This is a genomic window from Tabrizicola sp., assembly GCF_022842145.1.
In the GTDB taxonomy this organism is placed as follows: domain Bacteria; phylum Pseudomonadota; class Alphaproteobacteria; order Rhodobacterales; family Rhodobacteraceae; genus Tabrizicola.
Genome location: NZ_JALHQD010000005.1, coordinates 257,638 through 278,904, shown reverse-complemented (window position 1 = coordinate 278,904; position 21,267 = coordinate 257,638). Strand labels below are relative to the sequence as shown.

Annotated in this window: 34 protein-coding genes and 1 pseudogene; 32 read left to right on the top strand and 3 right to left on the bottom strand. The window is 62.0% G+C overall.

Annotation, left to right across the window (positions count from 1 at the left end):
- Together rplD and Q0C42_RS14225 are read left to right on the top strand one after the other, a co-directional pair.
- Window positions 1-516: 50S ribosomal protein L4 (gene rplD, locus Q0C42_RS14230; RefSeq protein WP_295077108.1), on the top strand; the 516-nt coding region annotated here is incomplete at its 5' end.
- Window positions 513-833 (top strand): 50S ribosomal protein L23, encoded by a 321-nt coding sequence (locus Q0C42_RS14225; RefSeq protein ID WP_103259191.1) that lies wholly within the window; start codon window positions 513-515, stop codon window positions 831-833. The genes rplD and Q0C42_RS14225, both read left to right, overlap by 4 nt.
- A 69-nt stretch (window positions 834-902) precedes the next feature.
- Here the strand turns inward: Q0C42_RS14225 and Q0C42_RS14220 are convergent, their stop codons facing one another.
- Window positions 903-1,271, bottom strand: a complete 369-nt coding sequence (locus tag Q0C42_RS14220) for a hypothetical protein (RefSeq protein WP_295077105.1) — start codon at window positions 1,269-1,271, stop codon at window positions 903-905.
- A gap of 311 nt (window positions 1,272-1,582) precedes the next feature.
- Between Q0C42_RS14220 and rplB the strand changes: the two genes are divergently transcribed.
- The 17 genes from rplB (at window position 1,583) to rpmD (ending at window position 9,906) form a co-directional block, all read left to right on the top strand.
- On the top strand, window positions 1,583-2,422 hold the full coding sequence (rplB, locus tag Q0C42_RS14215; protein WP_295077104.1) for a 50S ribosomal protein L2: 840 nt from the start codon (window positions 1,583-1,585) through the stop codon (window positions 2,420-2,422).
- 3 nt (window positions 2,423-2,425) lie between these two features.
- Entirely contained in the window at window positions 2,426-2,704 is a 279-nt protein-coding gene (gene rpsS, locus Q0C42_RS14210; RefSeq protein WP_295077101.1) for a 30S ribosomal protein S19, read from the top strand.
- A gap of 3 nt (window positions 2,705-2,707) precedes the next feature.
- The gene (rplV, locus tag Q0C42_RS14205) at window positions 2,708-3,088 is read left to right on the top strand and encodes a 50S ribosomal protein L22 (protein WP_295077098.1); all 381 of its coding nucleotides are present in this window, start codon (window positions 2,708-2,710) and stop codon (window positions 3,086-3,088) included.
- Entirely contained in the window at window positions 3,088-3,804 is a 717-nt protein-coding gene (rpsC, locus tag Q0C42_RS14200) for a 30S ribosomal protein S3 (protein WP_295077095.1), read from the top strand. Before rplV ends, rpsC begins: the two co-directional genes overlap by 1 nt.
- Window positions 3,805-3,817: 13 nt before the next feature.
- Window positions 3,818-4,231, top strand: coding sequence for a 50S ribosomal protein L16 (rplP, locus tag Q0C42_RS14195; protein ID WP_295077092.1), 414 nt, complete (start codon window positions 3,818-3,820; stop codon window positions 4,229-4,231).
- Window positions 4,232-4,308: 77 nt separating this feature from the next.
- A complete protein-coding gene (locus Q0C42_RS14190) occupies window positions 4,309-4,932 on the top strand; it encodes a TIGR02466 family protein (RefSeq protein WP_295077088.1) in 624 nt (207 codons plus the stop codon).
- A 679-nt stretch (window positions 4,933-5,611) separates the two neighbouring features.
- Complete coding sequence (rpmC, locus tag Q0C42_RS14185) at window positions 5,612-5,812, top strand: 50S ribosomal protein L29 (RefSeq protein ID WP_295077085.1); 201 nt, start codon at window positions 5,612-5,614, stop codon at window positions 5,810-5,812.
- 11 nt (window positions 5,813-5,823) lie between these two features.
- The gene (gene rpsQ, locus Q0C42_RS14180; protein WP_125324990.1) at window positions 5,824-6,063 is read left to right on the top strand and encodes a 30S ribosomal protein S17; all 240 of its coding nucleotides are present in this window, start codon (window positions 5,824-5,826) and stop codon (window positions 6,061-6,063) included.
- A gap of 57 nt (window positions 6,064-6,120) precedes the next feature.
- Window positions 6,121-6,489, top strand: coding sequence for a 50S ribosomal protein L14 (gene rplN, locus Q0C42_RS14175; RefSeq protein ID WP_091302592.1), 369 nt, complete (start codon window positions 6,121-6,123; stop codon window positions 6,487-6,489).
- Window positions 6,489-6,794: a 50S ribosomal protein L24 gene (rplX, locus tag Q0C42_RS14170; RefSeq protein WP_295077082.1), complete on the top strand. Its 306-nt coding sequence runs from the start codon at window positions 6,489-6,491 to the stop codon at window positions 6,792-6,794. The genes rplN and rplX overlap by 1 nt, the downstream gene beginning before the upstream one ends.
- Entirely contained in the window at window positions 6,794-7,354 is a 561-nt protein-coding gene (gene rplE, locus Q0C42_RS14165; RefSeq protein ID WP_295077079.1) for a 50S ribosomal protein L5, read from the top strand. Before rplX ends, rplE begins: the two co-directional genes overlap by 1 nt.
- Window positions 7,355-7,370: 16 nt before the next feature.
- Window positions 7,371-7,676 carry a 30S ribosomal protein S14 gene (gene rpsN / locus Q0C42_RS14160; RefSeq protein ID WP_295077076.1) on the top strand — a complete coding sequence of 102 codons (306 nt, stop codon included), beginning with the start codon at window positions 7,371-7,373 and terminating at the stop codon, window positions 7,674-7,676.
- Window positions 7,677-7,689: 13 nt separating this feature from the next.
- Entirely contained in the window at window positions 7,690-8,088 is a 399-nt protein-coding gene (gene rpsH / locus Q0C42_RS14155) for a 30S ribosomal protein S8 (RefSeq protein ID WP_295077072.1), read from the top strand.
- A gap of 10 nt (window positions 8,089-8,098) precedes the next feature.
- Window positions 8,099-8,632 carry a 50S ribosomal protein L6 gene (gene rplF / locus Q0C42_RS14150; protein WP_295077069.1) on the top strand — a complete coding sequence of 178 codons (534 nt, stop codon included), beginning with the start codon at window positions 8,099-8,101 and terminating at the stop codon, window positions 8,630-8,632.
- A 10-nt stretch (window positions 8,633-8,642) separates the two neighbouring features.
- Window positions 8,643-9,002 (top strand): 50S ribosomal protein L18, encoded by a 360-nt coding sequence (gene rplR / locus Q0C42_RS14145; RefSeq protein ID WP_295077067.1) that lies wholly within the window; start codon window positions 8,643-8,645, stop codon window positions 9,000-9,002.
- 110 nt (window positions 9,003-9,112) lie between these two features.
- Window positions 9,113-9,706 carry a 30S ribosomal protein S5 gene (rpsE, locus tag Q0C42_RS14140; protein ID WP_295077064.1) on the top strand — a complete coding sequence of 198 codons (594 nt, stop codon included), beginning with the start codon at window positions 9,113-9,115 and terminating at the stop codon, window positions 9,704-9,706.
- 2 nt (window positions 9,707-9,708) lie between these two features.
- Complete coding sequence (gene rpmD, locus Q0C42_RS14135) at window positions 9,709-9,906, top strand: 50S ribosomal protein L30 (RefSeq protein WP_295077061.1); 198 nt, start codon at window positions 9,709-9,711, stop codon at window positions 9,904-9,906.
- 98 nt (window positions 9,907-10,004) lie between these two features.
- Here rpmD and Q0C42_RS14130 read toward each other — a convergent pair whose 3' ends face one another.
- On the bottom strand, window positions 10,005-10,328 hold the full coding sequence (locus Q0C42_RS14130; protein WP_295077059.1) for a hypothetical protein: 324 nt from the start codon (window positions 10,326-10,328) through the stop codon (window positions 10,005-10,007).
- Between the two features lie 142 nt (window positions 10,329-10,470).
- Window positions 10,471-10,826 (bottom strand): annotated as a pseudogene (locus Q0C42_RS14125) (MAPEG family protein).
- A 237-nt stretch (window positions 10,827-11,063) separates the two neighbouring features.
- Between Q0C42_RS14125 and Q0C42_RS14120 the strand changes: the two are divergent.
- From Q0C42_RS14120 to Q0C42_RS14060, 13 genes are all read left to right on the top strand, one after another.
- Window positions 11,064-11,504 (top strand): GFA family protein, encoded by a 441-nt coding sequence (locus Q0C42_RS14120; protein ID WP_295077056.1) that lies wholly within the window; start codon window positions 11,064-11,066, stop codon window positions 11,502-11,504.
- Between the two features lie 231 nt (window positions 11,505-11,735).
- Complete coding sequence (rplO, locus tag Q0C42_RS14115; RefSeq protein ID WP_295077054.1) at window positions 11,736-12,215, top strand: 50S ribosomal protein L15; 480 nt, start codon at window positions 11,736-11,738, stop codon at window positions 12,213-12,215.
- Between the two features lie 129 nt (window positions 12,216-12,344).
- Window positions 12,345-13,706 carry a preprotein translocase subunit SecY gene (secY, locus tag Q0C42_RS14110; RefSeq protein WP_295077051.1) on the top strand — a complete coding sequence of 454 codons (1,362 nt, stop codon included), beginning with the start codon at window positions 12,345-12,347 and terminating at the stop codon, window positions 13,704-13,706.
- A 5-nt stretch (window positions 13,707-13,711) separates the two neighbouring features.
- Window positions 13,712-14,362 (top strand): adenylate kinase, encoded by a 651-nt coding sequence (locus Q0C42_RS14105; RefSeq protein ID WP_295077049.1) that lies wholly within the window; start codon window positions 13,712-13,714, stop codon window positions 14,360-14,362.
- 180 nt (window positions 14,363-14,542) lie between these two features.
- Window positions 14,543-14,911 (top strand): 30S ribosomal protein S13, encoded by a 369-nt coding sequence (rpsM, locus tag Q0C42_RS14100; protein ID WP_295077046.1) that lies wholly within the window; start codon window positions 14,543-14,545, stop codon window positions 14,909-14,911.
- A 13-nt stretch (window positions 14,912-14,924) separates the two neighbouring features.
- Window positions 14,925-15,320 (top strand): 30S ribosomal protein S11, encoded by a 396-nt coding sequence (gene rpsK, locus Q0C42_RS14095; RefSeq protein ID WP_295077042.1) that lies wholly within the window; start codon window positions 14,925-14,927, stop codon window positions 15,318-15,320.
- Between the two features lie 121 nt (window positions 15,321-15,441).
- Entirely contained in the window at window positions 15,442-16,458 is a 1,017-nt protein-coding gene (locus Q0C42_RS14090) for a DNA-directed RNA polymerase subunit alpha (RefSeq protein WP_295077039.1), read from the top strand.
- Between the two features lie 137 nt (window positions 16,459-16,595).
- Entirely contained in the window at window positions 16,596-17,006 is a 411-nt protein-coding gene (rplQ, locus tag Q0C42_RS14085; RefSeq protein ID WP_295077036.1) for a 50S ribosomal protein L17, read from the top strand.
- Window positions 17,007-17,176: 170 nt separating this feature from the next.
- Window positions 17,177-17,788, top strand: a complete 612-nt coding sequence (locus Q0C42_RS14080; protein ID WP_295077034.1) for an autoinducer binding domain-containing protein — start codon at window positions 17,177-17,179, stop codon at window positions 17,786-17,788.
- A 52-nt stretch (window positions 17,789-17,840) separates the two neighbouring features.
- Complete coding sequence (locus Q0C42_RS14075) at window positions 17,841-18,428, top strand: acyl-homoserine-lactone synthase (RefSeq protein WP_295077031.1); 588 nt, start codon at window positions 17,841-17,843, stop codon at window positions 18,426-18,428.
- 107 nt (window positions 18,429-18,535) lie between these two features.
- Window positions 18,536-19,147 carry an autoinducer binding domain-containing protein gene (locus tag Q0C42_RS14070; protein ID WP_295077028.1) on the top strand — a complete coding sequence of 204 codons (612 nt, stop codon included), beginning with the start codon at window positions 18,536-18,538 and terminating at the stop codon, window positions 19,145-19,147.
- Window positions 19,148-19,196: 49 nt separating this feature from the next.
- On the top strand, window positions 19,197-19,787 hold the full coding sequence (locus Q0C42_RS14065; RefSeq protein WP_295077025.1) for an acyl-homoserine-lactone synthase: 591 nt from the start codon (window positions 19,197-19,199) through the stop codon (window positions 19,785-19,787).
- A gap of 92 nt (window positions 19,788-19,879) precedes the next feature.
- Window positions 19,880-21,253: a trypsin-like peptidase domain-containing protein gene (locus Q0C42_RS14060; RefSeq protein ID WP_295077023.1), complete on the top strand. Its 1,374-nt coding sequence runs from the start codon at window positions 19,880-19,882 to the stop codon at window positions 21,251-21,253.
- The last annotated feature ends 14 nt before the right edge of the window (window positions 21,254-21,267 follow it).

The window sequence follows — 21,267 nt, the reverse complement described above, 5'->3', positions numbered from 1 at the left end:
GTGCGCTGGCAGCGGGCGAAATCCCAGGCCGGCACCCATTCGACGCTGACCCGGGCCGAGGTTTCGTACTCGACCAAGAAGATCTATCGCCAGAAGGGCACCGGCGGCGCACGCCACGGCTCCAAGAAGGCTCCGATCTTCCGCCACGGTGGTGTGACCAAGGGCCCGCAGCCCCGCAGCCACGCCCATGACCTGCCGAAGAAGTTCCGCGCCCTCGGGCTGCGGCACGCACTTTCGGCCAAGGCCAAGGCGGGTGAGCTGGTGATCCTGGACATGGCGACCCTCGCCGAAGCCAAGACCGCCAACTTGGCCAAGATGGCGACCGAGCTCGGCTGGAAGCGCGTTCTGGTGATCGACGGCGCGACCGTTGACGCCAACTTCGCTCTGGCCGCCCGCAACCTGGACGGCGTCGACGTTCTGCCCACGATGGGCGCCAACGTCTACGACATCCTGAAGCGTGATACCCTGGTCATCACCAAGGCCGGTATCGAAGCCCTGGAGGCTCGCCTGAAATGAGCAAAGCACCGAAAACCGCTGCGGCCATCAAGCCGGAGCACTACGACCTGATCAAAAAGCCGATCATCACCGAAAAGGCCACCATGGCCTCGGAGGCTGGTGCCGTCGTGTTCCAGGTCGCGATGGACTCGACCAAGCCGCAGATCAAGGAAGCCGTCGAGGCGATCTTTGGTGTGAAGGTGAAGGCGGTGAACACCACCATCACCAAGGGCAAGGCCAAGCGTTTCCGCGGTCGCGCAGGCGAGCGTTCGGACAAGAAGAAGGCCTATGTCATGCTGGAAGACGGTCAGACGATCGACGTCACCACCGGCCTCTGAGCTTCGGCCTGAGTGAAATGAGAGAGCCCCTGCCGGAAGGCGGGGGCTTTTGAGTTTTCTGCAAGACCGCTACGAGACAAGCCCGAAAAGCAAGGTGCCGACCGTCATGCCCGCCCCGGCATAGGCCAGTGACAGCCATTTGCTACTGACGACATAGAGGATCGCGCCCACAACGCCCAGGATGGGTCCTGCTGCCAGGATGGCGAGGCCGAGTGCAAACAGCACGTCGCCGGAAAGCGTTTCCAGCGCAAAGGGCGTGTCCGGGTGTAGGACCAGCCCGCGCACCGCCCCTGCGGCAAGGCCCAGAACCAGTCCGATGACCAGCCAGGATTTGGCCCCGGCGGCATCGCTGCGGCGTGTCTGCTGGGCCCGTTTCTGCGCGAGTTCGGTATCGAACATGGCCTGCAAAGCCGCCACGTCCTCTGGTTTTGGTGCCATTACTGTTTCCTTTCTGCAGCATTATCCGACCTTGCTTTGACCCGAACATGAATTTTGGGAAATTCTATGGCAATGGAAGCGCAACATCGGAGCGAAGCCAACACGTGCTCTGCAAGCGCTTTGCCAAGAACTCTGGGTTTCTCAGGCTTTGCTTGCTTCCGGCCCTTGCCACCACCCCCCCTTTCCCCTAGAAGCCCCCTGTCGCGAGGCCCCGGGATTCGTTCCGGGGCCATGTGATTTTGTTTTGGGGATCTTCGGAGCCCTTCACCCGAGGCCCGCAGGGGTCACGAAGCAAACGGAAGACAGAGAACATGGCACTCAAGTCGTATAAGCCGACGACGCCTGGCCAACGTGGGTTGGTTCTGATCGACCGTTCGGAGCTGTGGAAAGGCCGCCCGGTCAAGCACCTCACCGAGGGTTTGAACCGTTCTGGCGGCCGGAACAACACCGGACGAATCACGATGTTTCACCAGGGCGGCGGCGCAAAGCGTCTCTACCGGGTGGTCGATTTCAAGCGTCGCAAATATGATATCCCGGCGGTCGTCGAGCGGATCGAATATGACCCGAACCGCACCGCCTTCATCGCGCTGGTCAAGTACCAGGACGGTGAACTGGCCTACATCCTGGCGCCGCAGCGCCTGGCCGTGGGTGACAGCGTCATCGCTGGCGCCAAGACCGACGTGAAGCCGGGGAACGCGATGCCGTTCAGCGGCATGCCGATCGGCGCGATCGTCCACAACGTCGAGCTGAAGCCCGGCAAGGGCGGTCAGCTGGCCCGTGCGGCTGGGACCTATGCCCAGTTCGTCGGCCGTGACGGCTCTTACGCGCAGATCCGCCTCTCCTCGGGCGAACTGCGGATGGTCCGTCAGGAATGCATGGCCACCATCGGTGCCGTGTCGAACCCGGACAACTCGAACCAGAACTTCGGTAAAGCCGGACGCATGCGTCACAAGGGCATCCGCCCGACGGTCCGCGGCGTCGCGATGAACCCGATCGACCACCCGCACGGCGGCGGCGAAGGCCGTACCTCGGGCGGCCGTCACCCGGTTACCCCGTGGGGCAAAGGCACCAAGGGCAACAAGACGCGCAAGCCGAAGGCTTCGGATGCACTGATCGTGCGCTCGCGTCACGCCAAGAAGAAAGGGCGTTAATCCATGGCACGTTCCATCTGGAAAGGCCCGTTCGTCGACGGCTACGTCCTGAAGAAGGCCGAAAAGGCCAAGGCCGGTGGCAAGGCGGAAGTGATCAAGATCTGGTCGCGCCGCTCCACCATCTTGCCGCAGTTCGTTGGTCTGACCTTCGGGGTCTACAACGGCAAGAAGCACGTCCCGGTCAACGTATCCGAGGATATGATCGGCCAGAAGTTCGGTGAATACTCGCCGACGCGGACCTACTACGGTCACGCCGCCGACAAGAAAGCGAAGAGGAAATAAGCCATGGGATCGGAAAAGAACCCCCGTCGCGTGGCGGACAAGGAAGCGATGGCGGTCCTCCGCATGCTTCGCACCTCGCCGCAGAAGCTGAACCTCGTCGCCGGTCTGATCCGGGGCAAGAAGGTGGACAAGGCGCTCGCCGACCTCACCTTCTCCAAGCGCCGCATCGCGGGTGACGTGAAGAAGTGCCTCCAGTCGGCGATCGCCAACGCGGAGAACAACCACAACCTCGACGTCGACAGCCTTGTTGTCGCCGAGGCCTGGGTCGGCAAGAACCTGGTGATGAAGCGGGGCCGTCCGCGGGCTCGCGGTCGCTTCGGCAAGATCATGAAGCCGTTCTCTGAGATCACCATCAAGGTCCGTCAAACCGGGGAGTCCGCATAATGGGTCAGAAGGTCAATCCGATCGGTATGCGCCTCCAGGTCAACCGCACCTGGGACAGCCGCTGGTTCGCTGAATCGAAAGACTACGGCAACCTCTTGCTGGAAGACCTCCGCATGCGCGAGTTCATCCACAAGGATCTCAAGCAGGCTGGCATCAGCCGCGTGATCATCGAGCGTCCGCACAAGAAGTGCCGTGTGACCATTCACACCGCACGTCCGGGCGTCATCATCGGCAAGAAGGGCGCGGACATCGAGACGCTTCGCAAGAAGCTGACCGTGTTCACCAAGTCCGAACTGCACCTCAACATCGTCGAGGTTCGCAAGCCGGAGCTTGACGCCCAGCTGGTGGCCGAGTCGATCGCCCAGCAGATGGAACGCCGCGTGTCCTTCCGTCGCGCCATGAAGCGTGGCGTGCAGAACGCGATGCGGATGGGTGCGCTTGGCATCCGTGTGAACGTCGCCGGCCGTCTTGGCGGCGCCGAAATTGCCCGGACCGAATGGTACCGCGAAGGCCGCGTGCCGTTGCACACCCTTCGTGCCGACATCGACTATGCGCTGTCCGAAGCCACGACCCCTTACGGGATCATCGGGGTGAAGGTCTGGATCTTCAAGGGCGAGATCCTTGAGCATGATCCGCAAGCGCATGACCGCCGCCTCGCCGAAGCCGCAGACGGCCCGGCCCCCCGTGGTCCGCGCCGCGACCGCGAACGCGCGTAAGGAGTAGAATGAGATGCTGCAACCAAAGCGCACCAAATTCCGCAAGATGCACAAGGGTCGCATCCATGGCGAAGCCAAGGGTGGGTTCCTGATCAACTTCGGTTCCTTCGCCCTGAAAGCGACCGAGCCCGAGCGCGTCACCGCGCGGCAGATCGAAGCGGCCCGCCGCGCGATCACCCGCCACATGAAGCGTCAGGGCCGGGTCTGGATCCGGATTTTCCCGGACGTCCCGGTCTCGGCCAAGCCCGTCGAAGTTCGTATGGGTAAGGGCAAAGGCTCCACCGACTACTGGGCGGCCAAGGTCAAACCCGGCCGGATCATGTTCGAGATCGACGGCGTGTCCGACGAAATCGCGCGTGAGGCCCTGCGTCTGGGCGCAATGAAACTCCCGGTCACCACGCGCGTCGTCGCGAAGGAAGACTGGTAAGGGGCGGGCGCAAGCCCGACCTGCGATATCGGCCCCCGCTGGAAACGGCGGGGGCCTTTTCAAATCTGGAGCCGACCATGCCCGACATTACCACCCTCTTCGTCACCCGCCTTTATCGTGCCGGTCTGAATGACCTCGCGAAGAAGAAGGTCGACTACGCCGAACTCCACCAGACCTGCGACATGGTGGCCGAGGACGACGAGGCCGGGCAGGAGTGGTGCGAGGCGAACGGCTATCCGGGCTACACATCCTATGCCTCGCTCGATGACCTGCCCTGGCGGATGCCGATCTTCGGCGATCTGGAAAAGGCGCTGGACAAGCACGTCGCCGCCTTCTGCAAGGAGCTGGGGTTCGACCTGGGCGACAAGAAGCTCAAGTGCAACTCGCTCTGGATCAACATCCTGCCCGAAGGCGGCACCCACGCCAGCCACATCCACCCGCATTCGGTGATCTCGGGCACGACCTATGTCGCGATGCCGGAGGGGACCAGCGCGCTGAAGCTGGAGGACCCCCGCCTGCCGATGATGATGCTGGCCCCTGTCCCCCTGAAAACCGCGCCGCAAGAGCTGCAGCGGTTCGTCTATGTGAAACCCTCGGTGGGCGAGGTTCTCCTGTGGGAAAGCTGGCTGCGCCACGAGGTCCCGATGAACATGTCCGAGGAAGAGCGTATCTCGGTCAGCTTCAACTATGGGTGGGCGTGATTCTTTCCTAGCGTAACTGCTTGAACAGTTGGCCCATGAGGCTCTGATACACAAAAGGAGAGAACACCTGCATGTTCTCAAATGAAAATGGCCCGCCAAGGATTGGAGCTACCTTCCAGCCCAAACACTCGTTCTCTAATGGTCGAAGCCCCCGAGCCCAAGCGATCTCAGCCCACTCGGAACAGAACCAGTCAGCTGTGTTCTGAGGCGAAGCCTTTGCCACATTGTAGGCCCTGACGTCTGGCGAGATTTCCTGGAAGACTCCATCGAGCAGACTCAAGTGCCAGATCGCGCCATTTGCCATCCCAAAGATCCAATCACCGAAGATGCCCACTTGGAGCGGTTCGGCTTCGTAGGGAATCAACCACCGCCAGTCCTCAAGGAGGCGACTGCAGTCCATCCCATGGCAATTGGACGCTAGAACGAAATCCATGTCTCACCATCTGAGGGAACCAAGATCGACCTAGCTTTGACTTGACGCTATCGGAATGCAAGACGTGGGCACCATGATCGTCCATGATCCACACCCAACTTCCCCCTTGCCTCGCACCCCCAACCCACCTATACGGCCCCATCCAGCGATTCCGGGCTCCCGGATTCGCTGGTCTGTCATTGATCCGTCAGGTCCTCGGTGACCCTCAAGCAGGGGCCGTCTGGCGATTGTGGAAAAGGAAGCGGCATGAAAGCCGAAGAACTGAAGACGAAAACGCCGGACCAGCTGCGCGACAGCCTGGTTCAGCTGAAGAAAGAAGCGTTCAACCTGCGCTTCCAGCAGGCGACCAACCAGCTTGAGAACACCGCCCGCATGCGTGCCGTCCGCCGTGACGTCGCCCGCATCAAGACGGTTCTTGTGCAAAAAGCCGCTGACGCTGCGAAGTAAGGGGAAAAACAATGCCGAAACGTATCCTGACGGGCACCGTCACCTCGGACAAGAACGAGCAGACGATCACCGTTTCCGTCGAACGCCGCTTCAAGCACCCGTTGCTGCAGAAGACCGTGCGTAAGTCGAAGAAGTACCGCGCTCACGATGCGGAGAACAAGTTCAAGGTCGGCGACACCGTGCGCATTGAAGAATGCGCGCCGATTTCGAAAACCAAACGCTGGACGGTGGTGGTCGACGCAACCGCGTAACCACTTCCGTTTTATCGAAACCCCAGGGGTATCCCCTGAAGGTCGGGAGACTTTCAAATGATCCAGATGCAGACGAATCTGGATGTAGCTGACAACTCTGGCGCTCGCCGAGTTCAGTGCATCAAGGTTCTTGGCGGCTCGCACCGCCGTTATGCTTCCGTCGGCGACATCATCGTGGTGTCGGTCAAGGAAGCGATTCCCAAAGGCCGCGTGAAGAAGGGTGACGTGCGTAAAGCCGTCGTCGTTCGCACCGCCAAGGAAGTTCGCCGTGAAGACGGCACCACCATCCGTTTCGACCGCAACGCCGCCGTCATCCTGAACAACCAGGGCGAACCGGTCGGCACCCGTATCTTCGGGCCGGTCGTGCGCGAGCTGCGTGCCAAGAACTTCATGAAGATCATCTCGCTGGCTCCGGAGGTGCTCTGATGGCTGCGAAACTCAAGAAGGGTGACACGGTCGTCGTGCTCACCGGCAAGGACAAGGGCAAGAAGGGCGAGATTTCGTCCGTCAACCCGACTGAGAACAAGGCCATCGTCGACGGCGTGAACGTGGCCATCCGCCACACCAAGCAGTCGGCCAACAGCCAGGGCGGTCGCGTCCCGAAAGCGATGCCGATCGACCTGTCAAACCTCTCGATCGTCGACAAGAACGGCAAGGCAACCCGCGTCGGCTTCCGCATGGAAGGCGACAAGAAGGTCCGCTACGCCAAGACCACCGGGGAGGCGATCTGATGCTCGACCAAGCCACCTACACGCCGCGCCTGAAAGCCGAATACAAAGGCAAGATCCGCGCCGCGATGAAAGAAGAGTTCGCCTACAAGAACGACATGATGATCCCGCGTCTGGACAAGATCGTCCTCAACATGGGCGTCGGCGAGGCGGTCAAGGACACCAAGAAGGTCAAGCAGGCCGCCGAGGAACTGTCCCAGATCGCCGGCCAGAAGGCTGTCATCACCAAGGCCAAGAAGTCGATCGCCGGCTTCCGCGTCCGTGAAGAGATGCCGCTGGGCTGCAAGGTTACCTTGCGCGGCGACAAGATGTACGAATTCATGGACCGTCTGATCAACGTCGCGCTGCCGCGCGTCCGCGACTTCCGGGGCGTGAAGGGCTCGAGCTTCGACGGCAATGGCAACTACGCCATGGGCTTGAAAGAGCACATCGTGTTCCCCGAGATCAACTTCGACAAGGTCGACGAGGTTCTGGGGATGGACATCATCATCTGCACCAACGCGAAAAACGACACCGAAGCCAAGGCGCTGTTGAAGCATTTCAACATGCCCTTCACGTCGTAACGCGAGGATCAAAGATATGGCAAAGAAATCCATGGTGAACCGCGAAGTGAAGCGCGCCAAGCTTGTGAAGCAGCATGCTTCCAAGCGCGCCGCGCTGAAGGCGGTGATCAACGACCAGGCGAAACCGGTGGACGAGCGCTTCAAGGCGACTTTGAAACTGGCCGAGCTGCCCCGCAACTCGTCCGCCGTCCGGCTGCACAACCGCTGCCAGCTGACCGGCCGTCCGCATGCGTATTATCGCAAGCTCAAACTCAGCCGCATCATGCTGCGTGACCTGGCCTCGTTCGGCCAGATCCCGGGCATGGTCAAGTCCAGCTGGTAAGGGAGGAAAGACGATGTCTATGAACGATCCTCTCGGCGATATGCTCACGCGTATCCGCAACGCCCAGATGCGCGGCAAGTCGACGGTGGCAACGCCCGCCTCGACCCTGCGCGCCCGCGTCCTCGACGTGCTTCTGTCCGAAGGCTACATCCGTGGCTATGAAAAGGCAGACACCGCGAACGGCCAGGGCGAATTCACCATCAGCCTGAAGTACTACGAAGGCGAGCCCGTGATCCGCGAAGTGAAGCGTGTCTCGAAGCCCGGCCGTCGCGTGTACATGGGTGTGAGCGAGCTTCCATCGGTCCGCAACGGCCTTGGCGTCGCGATCGTCTCCACGCCCAAGGGCGTCCTGTCTGATGCAAATGCACGCGCTGCCAATGTTGGCGGCGAAGTGCTTTGCACCGTGTTCTGAGGAGGGTGCAATGTCTCGTATCGGCAAAAAACCCGTAACGCTCGTCCAGGGCACCTCGGCTTCGGTCAGCGGCCAGACCATCGAAGTGAAGGGCCCGAAAGGGACCCGCAGCTTCACCGCAAGCGACGACATCACCCTCACGATCGAGGGCGATGCCATCAAGGTCACGCCGCGTGGTCTGTCCAAGCGTGCGCGCCAGCAGTGGGGGATGACCCGTTCGATGGTCGCCAACCTGGTGACCGGCGTCTCGACCGGCTTCAAGTCGGACCTGGAAATCCAGGGCGTCGGCTACCGGGCTGCAATGGCCGGCAACGTGCTGAAACTGTCGCTGGGCTATTCCCACGAAGTGAACTTCGATGTGCCGAAGGGGGTGACCATCACCGTCCCGAAGCAGACCGAGATCACCGTGGAAGGCATCGACCAGCAGCAGGTCGGCCAGGTGGCAGCGAACATCCGCGAATGGCGCGCCCCCGAGCCCTACAAGGGCAAGGGCATCCGCTACAAGGATGAGTATATCTTCCGCAAGGAAGGCAAGAAGAAGTAAGGGTGGCAAAATGGCTTTGAACAAGAGAGAGCTGTTCCTCAAGCGCCGCCTGCGCGTCCGGAACAAGATCAAGGCGACCTCGCATGGTCGTCTGCGCCTCAGCGTGCACCGTTCGTCGAAGAACATCAGCGTCCAGCTGATCGACGATGCGAAGGGTGTGACGATTGCGGCGGCTTCCTCGCTCGAGAAAGATCTCGGCGTGGTGGGCAAGAACAACGTCGAGGCTTCCGCGAAAGTGGGCGCCGCGATTGCGGAACGGGCCAAGAAGGCCGGGATTGAAGTGTGCTACTTCGATCGTGGCGGCTTCCTGTTCCACGGCAAGATCAAGGCGCTTGCCGATGCAGCCCGCGAAGGCGGTCTGAAGTTCTAAAATCAGGCGGGCGGTGGCAACACCGCCCCGATGATCCGGGTCCCTTCCGCAGGCGACACCAGGATCGGTTCTAACGGCGCCGATGCGCGCCACCACGAAGGAATTGCCATATGGCAGAACGTGACAATCGCGGCGGAAACCGGGGCGGCAATGACCGTCGCGACAACCGCCCGGAAGAAAACCCGGAATTCGCCGACCGTCTGGTCGCGATCAACCGCGTCTCGAAAACCGTCAAGGGTGGCAAGCGCTTCGGCTTTGCGGCCTTGGTCGTCGTCGGTGACCAGCGTGGTCGCGTCGGCTTCGGCAAGGGCAAGGCGAAAGAAGTGCCGGAGGCGATCCGCAAGGCCACCGAACAGGCCAAGCGCTCGTTGATCCGCGTCGCTCTGAAAGACAGCCGCACGCTGCACCACGACATGGAAGGCCGCCACGGCGCCGGGAAAGTCGTGATGCGGACCGCCGTGGCCGGTACCGGCATCATCGCCGGCGGCCCGATGCGCGCCGTGTTCGAGATGCTTGGCATCCAGGACATCGTGGCCAAGTCGATCGGCTCGACCAACCCCTACAACATGATCCGCGCCACCATCGACGGTCTGAAGCACGAAGCTTCGCCCCGTTCGGTCGCTGCACGTCGTGGCAAGAAGGTCGCCGAAATCCTGCGCAAGCCGGAAACCGAAGCGGCTGCCTCTGAAACCGTGGAGGCATGATCATGGCTGACAACAAGAAGACCATCGTCGTGAAGCAGATCCGTTCGGCAGCCCGCCGTCCGGCCGTGCAGACCGCGACCCTGAAGGGCCTGGGCCTGAACAAGATGAACCGCACCCGCGAGCTGGAAGATACCCCTTCCGTGCGCGGCATGGTGAACTCGATCAGCCACCTGGTCGTCATCATCGAAGAGCGCGGCTAAGCCTCGCTCGGGCGTAGGGTGGGCAATCTGCCCACCGTCCGCTGAAACGAAAAACGCCCCGCCGATCCCGGCGGGGCGTTTCCATTTATCTGGATCGCTTAGCGGCGTCCCTGGCTTCCGCCTTGGCCACCCTGGCTTCCACCTTCGCTACCACCTTGGCCGCGGTTCTGCTGACCGCCACCGTTTTCCTTCAGACGGCCGTCATTCTCGGGATCGGTAACTTCGCCCTGACCCTGCTGACCGCCGCCGTTTTCCTTCAGACGGCCATCGGTATCCGGGTTCTTGACGTCACCTTGGCCCACATCGCTGCGCGCCGACTGCCCACCCGACTGTCCACCGGATTTGCCGCCCGATTGCCCACCGGACTGCCCACCGGATTTGCCGCCCGATTGACCGCCCGACTGGTTCTGGTTGTTCGCCATTTGTCGTTCTCCATCTTGTCCCACCGGCTCAGCCCGGTGAGCATGCAGGAAGAACCGGCTGGGGCGTCGCTCTGTTCCTGGAATAGAAGCGCCCCGAGAGGGGCAAGCGCCAAGGCGGCGGCTTCTTGCGCAGACGGGTGCGCTACAGAAGCGCAATCAACGCGTAGACCGCCATTGCCATCACGATCACCGACCCGATCGTATAGAACGTCGCCCTGACATCATGCGACTGCGCCGTGCCGTAGGCGACCGCATGGGCCGCCCGTGCTGCAACGAAGCCGTACATCAGCGCCTGCGCCAGCCACAGGGGGGTGCGACCGCCACGAAGACCAGCCCCGCCGCCCAGAAGGCCGGGATGTTTTCCAGGTCGTTGCGGTGCATCCGCCGGGAGCGGTCGACATAGTCGTTGACCTCCAGTTGCAACGGGTCCGGGGCCCGGTTGATCAGCCCCGGCCGCAGGTCCTCGGGCGCGGCGTAGCCGCCTTTGATCTTCGTCATGCGGTAGACAGTCATCCAGCCCTGGCCCATCACTTTCAGCACGGTCAGCGCCGTGGCGATCATCCAGGTGACGAAGACCGGGTTGCCAATGTGGAATTCTCCCATGCTGCTCGCCTCCCCCTCCAACAGCGCATGCTGCAAAATCTTACGCAGCGTCAGGCCAGAGTGCTAGGATTTCGAACGGCGACTCGACTCTGCCCGGGGAGGGGCAGGGGGCGCCAGAGGGAGGACTGATCCATGACCACCCATTACGCGGGCGGCTGCCCGCATGTCCATGTCACCGCCACAGCCGAGCCGATCGACAACCACGAATGCCACTGCAATGTCTGCAAGTCGGTGACCGGCCAGCACACCACGCATGTCGCCTTCTTCAACCACGGCGACATCCAGGCCGACCATCCCGAAAAGATGAAGCGCGTTCCGTTCAACGCGCAGAACCCCGATGGCCCGCTGGAGATCTGCCTTTGCACCGACTGTGGCGCTGTTCTGATGCTGGATGACAAGCAAAAGCGCATCCGCGTCGCGGTGCCGAACGTGATGGGCTATGACGACGCCGGGTTCCCCAAGGCGACCTACCATGCCTTCTGGGACGAGACGAAGGGCTATGCCGCGCCGCAGGACGGCCGCCCGGTCTACTCCGGTCTCCGTCCCGAATTCCACTGGCCCGCAGGGGCCTGATCAGCGGGCGTCGGGCCGCTGTCCACAAGTTAACACCACCCTAACGCAAAGACATAACCCGTTGTAACCATTGGACAAACGAGGCTCGCCACCGCGGGCGAGACTCGTCCTTGCTTTTCGGGGCCACCTCATGTATCGCCCCTCGGGTGGCCAAGTCCGGCCATGAGAATCAAGAAAAGCCGTGGGCGTCCCGTTCTCGCTTCGGGGGCGCATCCGGCAAGGAGAAGCGAAATGAAACTGCATGAACTCGCCGACAACGAAGGCGCGGCGAAGAAGAAAAAGCGCGTTGCTCGCGGCCCGGGCTCGGGCAAGGGCAAGACCGCCGGTCGCGGTATCAAGGGTCAGAAGTCCCGTTCGGGCGTGGCTCTGGGTGGCTACGAAGGCGGCCAGATGCCGCTGTATCGCCGCCTCCCGAAGCGCGGCTTCACCAAGCCGAACCGTCTGGAATTTGCCGTCGTGAACCTCGGCATGATCGAGAAGTTCATCGCCGCCGGCAAGCTGGATGCGAAGGCCGAGATCACCGAAGACCTGCTGGTCGCGGCTGGCGTGACCAAAAGCAAGCACGACGGCATCCGCGTGCTGGCCAAGGGTGCGCTGACGTCGAAGGTGAACCTCACCGTCACCGGTGCGTCGGCCTCGGCGGTGGAAGCCATCGAAAAGGCTGGCGGCAAGGTCACGCTCCTGACACCGGTCGCGGCGGCGGCTGAATAAGGCCCCGGTCGCGCAGGCGACCAGATAGGCATTGTGAGCGGTCGCAAGGTCGCTTACATCAGCTACCAGTTTTCCCGCGCCGCCGACCGGAAAACGGTCCGGCGGCGCTTGGCTTGAAAGAGACCTGACATGGCATCTGCTGCAGAGCAAATGGCGGCAAACCTCAGCTGGGGCATGCTCGGCAAGGCGACTGACCTGCGCCAACGCATCTTCTTCACGATCGGCCTTTTGATCGTGTACCGGCTTGGCACCTACATCCCGGTCCCCGGTATCGACGGTACCGCGCTGCGGGAGTTCATGCAGCAGGCCTCGCAGGGCGTGGGCGGGATGCTGAACCTCTTCACCGGCGGCGCCTTGTCCCGGATGGGGATCTTCGCGCTGGGGATCATGCCCTACATCTCGGCTTCGATCATCGTGCAGCTTCTGGGAACCATGTACGGCCCCTGGCAGCAGCTAAAGAAAGAGGGCGAACAGGGCCGCAAGAAGCTGAACCAGTACACCCGCTACGGCACTGTCGCGCTGGCGATCCTGCAGGGCTACGGCATCGCCATGTCGATCCAGGGCGGTGGGCTTGCTCATAACCCCGGTCTCTTCTTCATTGCCGCCTGCGTGATCACCCTTGTCGGTGGCACGATGTTCCTGATGTGGCTGGGCGAGCAGATCACCGCCCGCGGCATCGGCAACGGCATCTCGCTGATCATCTTCGTCGGCATCGTCGCGGAAATCCCCGCGGCCATTGCCCAGTTCTTTGCCCAAGGCCGCTCTGGTGCGCTGTCGACGCCGGTGATCCTGGGGATCATCGTGATGGTGATCGGCGTGATCACCTTCGTCGTCTTCATGGAGCGCGCGCTGCGCAAAATCTCGATCCTCTACCCGCGCCGCCAAGTCGGGATGAAGGTTTACGAGGGTGGCTCGTCGCACCTGCCGATCAAGGTGAACCCGGCGGGCGTGATCCCGGCGATCTTCGCCTCGTCGATCCTGCTTCTCCCGACGACCGTCAGCACCTTCTCGGGCGGATCGACCAACCCGGTCCTGTCTTGGCTTGCCGCGAACCTGGGCTACGGCCAGCCGCTGCACCTGCTGTTCCTGGCCGCGATGATTGTCTTCTTCGCGTATTTCTACACGCTGAACGTATCGTTCAAGGTCGACGAGGTCGCCGAGAACCTGAAGAACCAGAACGCCTCGATCCCGGGCATCCGGCCCGGCAAGAAGACCGAGGAGTATCTTGAGTACGTGGTCAACCGCATCCTGGTGCTTGGTTCGGCCTATCTTGCGGCGGTTTGCCTTCTGCCCGAAGTGCTGATCGCTGAACTGGGCATCCCCTTCTACTTCGGAGGCACCTCTGTGCTGATCGTGGTTTCGGTGACGATGGATACGATCCAGCAGGTTCAGTCGCATCTTCTGGCCCATCAGTACGAAGCCCTGATCGAGAAGTCCCAGCTGCGCGGCAAGAAGAAGACTGGCGCGCCCAAGGCTCCTGCGCGGCGCTGACCAAGATGCCCAACATCATTCTTCTGGGACCGCCTGGAGCGGGCAAGGGGACGCAGGCCAAACGCCTTGAAGAGGCGCGCGGCATGGTTCAGCTCTCGACCGGCGACATGCTGAAAGAGGCCATCGCCAAGGGCACCGAGCTGGGCCGCCGCGTCGAAGGCATCATGGCCCGGGGAGAGCTGGTGACGGACGAAATCGTGATCGGCCTCATCGAAGCGAAAATGCACGATGGTGCCAAGGGCGGCTTCATCTTCGACGGCTTTCCGCGTACGCTGAAGCAGGCGGATGCTCTTGGCGAGCTGATGACCCGTACCGGAGCGACGTTGGACAGCGTCATCGAGATGCAGGTCGACGATGCGGCATTGGTTTCGCGGATCACCGGGCGGTACACCTGTGGCAACTGTGGAGCGGTCTACCACGACGTCACGCATCCGACGAAAGTCGCTGGTACCTGCGATGTTTGCGGCAGCACGAACCTTAAGCGGCGGGCCGATGACAACGCGGAAACGCTGAAGACCCGGCTGATGGAATACTACAAGAAGACCTCGCCCCTGATCGGCTACTACTATGCCAAGGGGCAGCTTTCCGCAGTGGACGGGTTGGCCGAGGTGGACGCCGTTGCCGACGCAATCGCCAAGGTTCTTGACAAAGCCTGAAAAACCTCTCTCGCGGCCTTGACGGCCCCGGGAAAAGCCCCTAATGCACGGCGTCCCGCGGTGGAATCGCCATGCGGGCCTTCCTTATTGGAAGTTCGTATCGCCGGGTTAATTGCCCGTGCGGTGTTGTGAAAAAAGGTTCTGGCACTACGGAACCGCAACCAAAGAAGGACGAAACGTTTGGCACGTATTGCTGGCGTCAACATTCCCACCGCGAAACGGGTTCCGATCGCGCTGACCTATATCACCGGTATCGGTCCGACCACGGCCAAGGCCATCTGCGAGGCGCTGAAGATCGACGACGCACGTCGCGTGAACCAGCTGACCGACGCTGAAGTTCTGGCGATCCGTGAATACATCGACGCGAACCTGACTGTCGAAGGCGACCTGCGCCGCGAAGTCACGATGAACATCAAGCGTCTCATGGATCTCGGTTGCTACCGCGGCCTGCGTCACCGCAAGGGCCTGCCGGTCCGCGGCCAGCGCACGCACACCAATGCCCGCACCCGCAAAGGCCCCGCAAAGGCCATTGCCGGCAAGAAGAAATAAGGGGGCTTGAAACATGGCACGTGATACCAAAGCCTCCCGCACGAAGAAGAAAGAGCGCAAGAACATCGCCGCTGGCGTTGCGCACGTGAACTCTTCGTTCAACAACACCAAGATCCTGATCTCGGACGTCCAGGGCAACGCGATTGCCTGGTCCTCCTCGGGGACCATGGGCTTCAAGGGTTCGCGCAAGTCGACGCCCTACGCCGCCCAGATGGCTGCCGAAGATGCTGGCCGCAAGGCCCAGGAACATGGCGTCCGCACGCTGGAAGTCGAAGTGCAGGGTCCGGGTTCGGGCCGTGAATCGGCTCTGCGCGCGCTGGCTGCCGTGGGCTTCCAGATCACCTCGATCCGGGACGTGACCCCGCTGGCGCACAACGGTTGCCGTCCGCCCAAGCGTCGCCGCGTCTAAGATTTTGCTTACGGCCGGGCCGTGGGGGCATGTCCCTCGCGGCCCGGTTTTCGTCGTTTACGATCCTCGGGCGTCCGCCGGCTTTCGGACATCGGCAGCGGACAAGAATAGGGGCTTCAGAATGATCCATAAGAACTGGCAGGAACTCATCAAGCCGACGCAACTGGTCGTGAAGCCGGGGGCTGATGCCGCCCGCGTCGCGACGGTGATCGCAGAGCCTCTGGAGCGCGGCTTCGGCCTGACGCTGGGCAACGCGCTGCGTCGCGTGCTGATGTCTTCGCTGCAGGGGGGCGCTATCACCTCCGTCCAGATCGACAACGTCCTGCACGAGTTCTCCTCGGTCGCCGGCGTGCGCGAGGACGTGACGGATATCGTCCTGAACCTCAAGGGCGTCAGCCTGAAGATGGAAGTCGAAGGGCCGAAGCGGCTGTCGATCTCGGCCAAAGGGCCGGGCGTTGTCACCGCCGGCGACATTTCGGAATCGAACGGGATCGAGGTTCTGAACAAGGACCACGTCATCTGCCACCTGGACGATGGCGCTGACGTGTTCATGGAACTGACCGTGAATACCGGCAAGGGCTATGTCTCGGCCGACAAGAACCGCCCAGAGGATGCCCCGATCGGACTGATCCCGATCGACGCGATCTATTCGCCGGTGAAGAAGGTCAGCTACGAAGTCACCCCGACCCGTGAGGGCCAGGTGCTGGACTATGACAAGCTGACGATGAAGATCGAGACCGATGGCAGCCTGACGCCGGATGACGCCGTGGCCTATGCCGCGCGCATCCTGCAGGACCAGCTGTCGATCTTCGTGAACTTCGAAGAACCCGAATCCGCCAAGGTTGGCGAGATTGACTCGGGCCTCGAGTTCAACCCGCTCCTGCTGAAGAAGGTGGACGAGCTGGAACTTTCGGTCCGGTCCGCGAACTGCCTGAAGAACGACAACATCGTCTACATCGGCGACCTGATCCAGAAGACCGAAGCCGAGATGCTGCGCACCCCGAACTTCGGCCGCAAGTCGCTGAACGAGATCAAGGAAGTGCTTTCGGGCATGGGCCTGCATCTTGGGATGGACGTCGAAAGCTGGCCGCCGGAAAACATCGAAGATCTGGCCAAGCGTTTCGAAGACCAGTTCTGACAATCGTAGGGTGGGCAGTCTTGCCCACCCGCCCAAATGCCCGCGCTAGGCGGGGAATGACTGGCGCAAGCCCAAGGTGAGCGGGACCAAACGTAGGCCCTGCCGGACAAAGCAAAACACGCGGATAGGAGATTTCAATGCGTCACTCTAGCGGCTACCGGAAGCTGAACCGGACCCATGAACACCGTAAGGCGATGTTCGCCAACATGTGCGGCTCGCTGATCGAGCACGAGCAGATCAAGACGACCCTGCCCAAGGCCAAGGAACTGCGCCCGATCATCGAAAAGCTGATCACGCTGGCCAAGCGCGGCGACCTGCATGCCCGCCGTCAGGCCCATTCGGCCCTGAAGCAGGACATGCACACCGAGCGTCTGTTCGCGATCCTGGGGCCGCGCTACAAGGACCGCCAGGGCGGCTACGTCCGGATCATGAAGGCCGGCTTCCGGTTCGGTGACATGGCTCCGATGGCAATCATCGAGTTCGTGGACCGCGACACCTCGGCCAAGGGCGCCTCGGACCGCAACCGGATGGAAGCTGCAGAGGCCTGACCACATCCAGGACAGAATCACGCAGGCCCGCCACACGGCGGGCCTTTTTCATTGAAAAGGTTGAATTGTTAACTTCTTTCCGCCATGGATTAGCTACCTTGAAAAGGTAAATGTTCGGTCCAAGATCAATTGTCGGTAGAATCAAGGTGTGAGTGGGGAAGTGATCGGGAATGTCCGAACGGAAGGCAATAACGGTGTTGCTTGAGCAACTCGATCGGATGGCCCCGATGGGTTACACGGCCGGGCTGCACATCCGTTTCGCCACGCCGTTGATCTACAAAAGCTCGTATCCCGCTGCCTGGGTAGAGCATTACAACAGCCATTCCTATTACCTGCGCGATCCACTCGTCTTCTGGGGCGTCGGGGTCGAAGGCACCACGCGGTGGAGCGCGATCCCGCTGCCTGATCCGTTTGGCGTCATGAAGAAGGCCGCCGGCCACGGCCTGAAGTATGGCGCTGTTTCTTCTTACGGGCCCATCACCTCGCGTTCGATCGTCGGGATCAGCAGATCCGACCGGGAATTCACGGATGAGGAAATGGGGCACCTCAAGGAAGTGACTATCCAGCTGCACATAGAGGCAAAGCCACCCTCCGAACTGACGAAAGCGCAGATCGAAGCGTTGCAATGTCTTGCCAACGGGGACAGGCATGCTGCGGCGGCGGAAAAACTTGGCATCACGGAAAGCGCCTTCAAGGCGCGCGTCCAGTCGGCACGCATCCGGCTGGAAGCGCGAACCGCGTCGGAAGCGATCCGCAAGGCCCGGGAATATCGGCTGCTTTGATTCAGACTGTCCCTTCCAAGGTTTTGAAAGACCAGAAGAAGGAGAATGAACAATGGAAGCCACGACGTTGTCGTACGACAACCTCCACAACCACGGCGAGCTTTTCGCGAACATGTTCCGGGCCCGGCACCGGACCTTCATCCAGAACGCCAAGTGGGACCTGCCGGAAGCCAACGGCATGGAGTTCGACCAGTATGACACGCCCGCAAGCCGCTGGGTCTGCGTCCACCAGGGTGGCGAGGTCATGGCCGGGGTCCGGCTGACGCCCACCACGCACCGGTGTGGGATCTACACCTACATGATTCGCGACGCGCAGCGTGGTCTTCTGGAAACCATCCCCCGCGATCTGCTGAACTTCGAGGCTCCGATTGACCCGAACATCTGGGAATCCAGCCGCGTTTTCGTTTCCAACGATGTCCCGGCGGCAGAGCGCCTGCGGGTGCAGATGCAACTTATCCACGAGATGGTGGTTTCCGCGCGGGACCTGGGTGCAACCACCCTGCTGGGCATCATCCCGGAAAACTCGCCGCGACTGGCCCGCCGGGTCGGCCTGGATTGCGTTCCGTCCGGTCCGGTCATGGACACGGGCGACAGCCGTTCGGTCTGTGTTTCGATCAGCATGGCGACAAAGCTCCATTGATTTGGTGCTGTCGCCGTCACTGCGCCGCCTGGAAACGGCAAAATGATTTTGGATTGATGGGGTCGTCAGCCTAGGGTTGTGCGATCTAAAGTGGTATGATGAGTGAAATGAGTGTCCGTGCGCGTATCGACGTCGAGCTTCAGAATCTGGCAAGGTTGGCCAATGTGGGGTATTTTATCGGGCTCCACATCCGCTTCACCTCGCCCCTCTTTACTTTCCAAACCTATGATCAGCGCTGGATCGACCATTACACCGAGAATGGCTATGTCCTCCGCGATCCGATGACCGCCTGGGGTTTCTCCCGGACGGGCTGGATCCGGTGGAGCGATCCGGGCCTGATGGACCCCTTCGGCCTTTTCAAGGAAGCGGCGCAACACGGGCTTAACTACGGAGCCACGGTCGCCTGCGGTCCGATCAAATCGCGGACAATTGCCAGTTTCGCCCGGTCCGACCGGGAGTTTCGGGACGAGGAGATCGAGAAGATCGAGCGGACGGTTTTGCGCCTGCACGATCTGAGCGAACCCCCCGAAGCGCTGACCGAGGCCCAGATCGAGGCCTTGAGATGCATTGCAGGGGGCGACAGGTTTGCTCAAGCGGCAGAAAAGCTTGGTATCTCCGAAAGCGCGCTGAAGGCCCGGATCACCACCGCCCGCAATCGGTTGATGGCGCGGACGACGGCCGAAGCCATCCAGCGCGCCAAGGACAACCGTCTGATCTGACGACGTCTCCTGCAAGGTTACGACTTAACCCAACCTGCAGGAGGACCCCATGCAGACCACGACGCTTTCTTTTGCCAACATGCACAACCACGGCGAGCTTTTCGCGAACATGCTGCGCGCTCGGCGCGAGCTGTTCATCGTCCACAACAAGTGGAACCTGCCCGAGGCGATGGGGATGGAGTACGACCAGTACGACACCCCCGCCAGCCGCTGGGTCGTGGTGCATGACGACGAGGGCAAGGTGCTGGCGGGCAACCGCTTGACGCCGACGACGCACGGCTGTGGCATCTACAGCTACATGATCCGCGATGCGCAGCGGGGACTTCTTGAAACGATCCCAGCGAACCTCCTTTACGATCCCGCGCCGATGGCCGGGCATCTTTGGGAAAGCTCGCGCCTTTTCGTGGCACATGACACTCCGGCGGCGATCCGGCGGCGGGTCCATGCACAGCTGATCGCGCAACTGGGCGACACGGTGCGCAGCCTTGATGCCACCCATTGCCTGACGCTGCTTGCGGCGACCTGGCCCCGCTGGGCCGACCGGGTGGGCGTCAAGATGCGGGCCATGGGACCGATCCTCTTGATCGACGGAATCGAGAACCAGGTGGTCGAAATGGACTTTTCCGGCACGAAGCATTGATACCGCCGCGGACAGGCAACGGGTCTGTCCTGTTGCCTGTCCTGCGGTCAGCGCCCAGATTGAGGAGGAACTCAGTCGCCCGGGTCCTGATCATGCTGCGTCTTGTCCTGCTGCTTTTCCTGCTTCTGCCTCGACCGCTTGCGGCAGAGGCGACCGTCCCGCAGTCCAGTGCGGAGGTTGCGCTTTCCTTCGGTCCGGTGGTGCGCAAGACGGCGCCGGCGGTTGTTAACATCTATGCCCGGCAACTTGTGCAGGAAAGGTCGAACCCCTTTGCGGGCGACCCCTTCTTCGACCAGTTCTTCCAGGACTTGAACGGCCCGCCGCGGGTGCAGAACGCGCTGGGGTCCGGGGTGATTGTCGGGGCCGATGGATTCGTGGTGTCGAACTATCACGTGATCGCCGATGCCACGGACATCCGGGTTGTCCTGGCAGATCGTCGGGAATACGCGGCGCGGGTGCTCCTCGCCGATCCGCAAAGCGATCTTGCCATTCTCAAGGTCGACGCGGACGAACCATTGCCGGCCCTGCAGATGGGCAATAGCGACGCCTTGCAGGTGGGCGACCTGGTGCTGGCGATCGGCAATCCGTTCGGCGTCGGCCAGACGGTCAGCTCGGGCATCGTTTCGGGCCTGGCGCGGTCGGCTCTGCAGGTGGGGGACGGGACCGGGTACTTCGTCCAGACGGATGCGCCGATCAACCCCGGAAACTCGGGCGGGGCGCTGGTCGATATGCAGGGGCGTCTGGTCGGGATCAACACCGCAATCCTGACCAAGGACGGCGGGTCCAACGGTATCGGCTTTGCGGTGCCCTCCAATCTGGTGGCGGCGGTGATTGCCCAGGCCAGGACCGGCGAGACGCGGTTCACGCGGCCCTGGGCGGGGGTGTCAGGTCAGGAGGTCGATGGTCCCCTGGCCGAGGCCATGGGTATGGACCGGCCGCTGGGTGTGATGATCACCGAGATGCATCCGCAAAGCCCCTTCGGGGCCGCCGGGGTGTCGAAGGGCGATGTTGTCCTCTCCCTGGGTGGCGCGCCGATCAACTCGCCGCAGGAGTTTCTGTACCGCCTGTCGGTGCTGGGCAACGGGCCGCAAGAGGTGACCTTTGTCGCGGACGGGACAAGGACCGCGGCCGAGGTCAAGCTGGGTCCGGCACCCGAAGTGCCTGACCGCGGGGTGACACGGGTTGTCGGGGATGTTGTCCTGCGGGGGGCCGTTCTGTCGCGGATAAACCCCGGCGTGATCGCGGAGTTGCATCTGCCGCTGGAGGCTCAGGGTGTGGTGGTGCTCGAAACATCGGACATCGCGTTCGACATCGGTCTGAAGGCTGGCGATGTTCTCGTCGCGATCAACGGTCGGGGGATAGCGACGCCAGCCGATGCCCTTGCCGCGGTCCGCAAGGTTTCGCGTCACTGGCTGATCGATCTCGTCCGTGGCGGCAAGCCACTGCGGCTGCGCTTCCGGCTTTAGTCCGCCGCACACCG

What these genes read in the sequence shown, in the direction of transcription:
- Q0C42_RS14225 (WP_103259191.1), top strand. Translation starts at nt 513, where the DNA reads ATGAGCAAAGCACCGAAAACCGCTGCGGCCATCAAGCCGGAGCACTAC.
- Q0C42_RS14220 (WP_295077105.1), bottom strand. Translation starts at nt 1,271, where the DNA reads ATGGCACCAAAACCAGAGGACGTGGCGGCTTTGCAGGCCATGTTCGAT.
- rplB (WP_295077104.1), top strand. Translation starts at nt 1,583, where the DNA reads ATGGCACTCAAGTCGTATAAGCCGACGACGCCTGGCCAACGTGGGTTG.
- rpsS (WP_295077101.1), top strand. Translation starts at nt 2,426, where the DNA reads ATGGCACGTTCCATCTGGAAAGGCCCGTTCGTCGACGGCTACGTCCTG.
- rplV (WP_295077098.1), top strand. Translation starts at nt 2,708, where the DNA reads ATGGGATCGGAAAAGAACCCCCGTCGCGTGGCGGACAAGGAAGCGATG.
- rpsC (WP_295077095.1), top strand. Translation starts at nt 3,088, where the DNA reads ATGGGTCAGAAGGTCAATCCGATCGGTATGCGCCTCCAGGTCAACCGC.
- rplP (WP_295077092.1), top strand. Translation starts at nt 3,818, where the DNA reads ATGCTGCAACCAAAGCGCACCAAATTCCGCAAGATGCACAAGGGTCGC.
- Q0C42_RS14190 (WP_295077088.1), top strand. Translation starts at nt 4,309, where the DNA reads ATGCCCGACATTACCACCCTCTTCGTCACCCGCCTTTATCGTGCCGGT.
- rpmC (WP_295077085.1), top strand. Translation starts at nt 5,612, where the DNA reads ATGAAAGCCGAAGAACTGAAGACGAAAACGCCGGACCAGCTGCGCGAC.
- rpsQ (WP_125324990.1), top strand. Translation starts at nt 5,824, where the DNA reads ATGCCGAAACGTATCCTGACGGGCACCGTCACCTCGGACAAGAACGAG.
- rplN (WP_091302592.1), top strand. Translation starts at nt 6,121, where the DNA reads ATGATCCAGATGCAGACGAATCTGGATGTAGCTGACAACTCTGGCGCT.
- rplX (WP_295077082.1), top strand. Translation starts at nt 6,489, where the DNA reads ATGGCTGCGAAACTCAAGAAGGGTGACACGGTCGTCGTGCTCACCGGC.
- rplE (WP_295077079.1), top strand. Translation starts at nt 6,794, where the DNA reads ATGCTCGACCAAGCCACCTACACGCCGCGCCTGAAAGCCGAATACAAA.
- rpsN (WP_295077076.1), top strand. Translation starts at nt 7,371, where the DNA reads ATGGCAAAGAAATCCATGGTGAACCGCGAAGTGAAGCGCGCCAAGCTT.
- rpsH (WP_295077072.1), top strand. Translation starts at nt 7,690, where the DNA reads ATGTCTATGAACGATCCTCTCGGCGATATGCTCACGCGTATCCGCAAC.
- rplF (WP_295077069.1), top strand. Translation starts at nt 8,099, where the DNA reads ATGTCTCGTATCGGCAAAAAACCCGTAACGCTCGTCCAGGGCACCTCG.
- rplR (WP_295077067.1), top strand. Translation starts at nt 8,643, where the DNA reads ATGGCTTTGAACAAGAGAGAGCTGTTCCTCAAGCGCCGCCTGCGCGTC.
- rpsE (WP_295077064.1), top strand. Translation starts at nt 9,113, where the DNA reads ATGGCAGAACGTGACAATCGCGGCGGAAACCGGGGCGGCAATGACCGT.
- rpmD (WP_295077061.1), top strand. Translation starts at nt 9,709, where the DNA reads ATGGCTGACAACAAGAAGACCATCGTCGTGAAGCAGATCCGTTCGGCA.
- Q0C42_RS14130 (WP_295077059.1), bottom strand. Translation starts at nt 10,328, where the DNA reads ATGGCGAACAACCAGAACCAGTCGGGCGGTCAATCGGGCGGCAAATCC.
- Q0C42_RS14120 (WP_295077056.1), top strand. Translation starts at nt 11,064, where the DNA reads ATGACCACCCATTACGCGGGCGGCTGCCCGCATGTCCATGTCACCGCC.
- rplO (WP_295077054.1), top strand. Translation starts at nt 11,736, where the DNA reads ATGAAACTGCATGAACTCGCCGACAACGAAGGCGCGGCGAAGAAGAAA.
- secY (WP_295077051.1), top strand. Translation starts at nt 12,345, where the DNA reads ATGGCATCTGCTGCAGAGCAAATGGCGGCAAACCTCAGCTGGGGCATG.
- Q0C42_RS14105 (WP_295077049.1), top strand. Translation starts at nt 13,712, where the DNA reads ATGCCCAACATCATTCTTCTGGGACCGCCTGGAGCGGGCAAGGGGACG.
- rpsK (WP_295077042.1), top strand. Translation starts at nt 14,925, where the DNA reads ATGGCACGTGATACCAAAGCCTCCCGCACGAAGAAGAAAGAGCGCAAG.
- Q0C42_RS14090 (WP_295077039.1), top strand. Translation starts at nt 15,442, where the DNA reads ATGATCCATAAGAACTGGCAGGAACTCATCAAGCCGACGCAACTGGTC.
- rplQ (WP_295077036.1), top strand. Translation starts at nt 16,596, where the DNA reads ATGCGTCACTCTAGCGGCTACCGGAAGCTGAACCGGACCCATGAACAC.
- Q0C42_RS14080 (WP_295077034.1), top strand. Translation starts at nt 17,177, where the DNA reads ATGTCCGAACGGAAGGCAATAACGGTGTTGCTTGAGCAACTCGATCGG.
- Q0C42_RS14075 (WP_295077031.1), top strand. Translation starts at nt 17,841, where the DNA reads ATGGAAGCCACGACGTTGTCGTACGACAACCTCCACAACCACGGCGAG.
- Q0C42_RS14070 (WP_295077028.1), top strand. Translation starts at nt 18,536, where the DNA reads ATGAGTGTCCGTGCGCGTATCGACGTCGAGCTTCAGAATCTGGCAAGG.
- Q0C42_RS14065 (WP_295077025.1), top strand. Translation starts at nt 19,197, where the DNA reads ATGCAGACCACGACGCTTTCTTTTGCCAACATGCACAACCACGGCGAG.
- Q0C42_RS14060 (WP_295077023.1), top strand. Translation starts at nt 19,880, where the DNA reads ATGCTGCGTCTTGTCCTGCTGCTTTTCCTGCTTCTGCCTCGACCGCTT.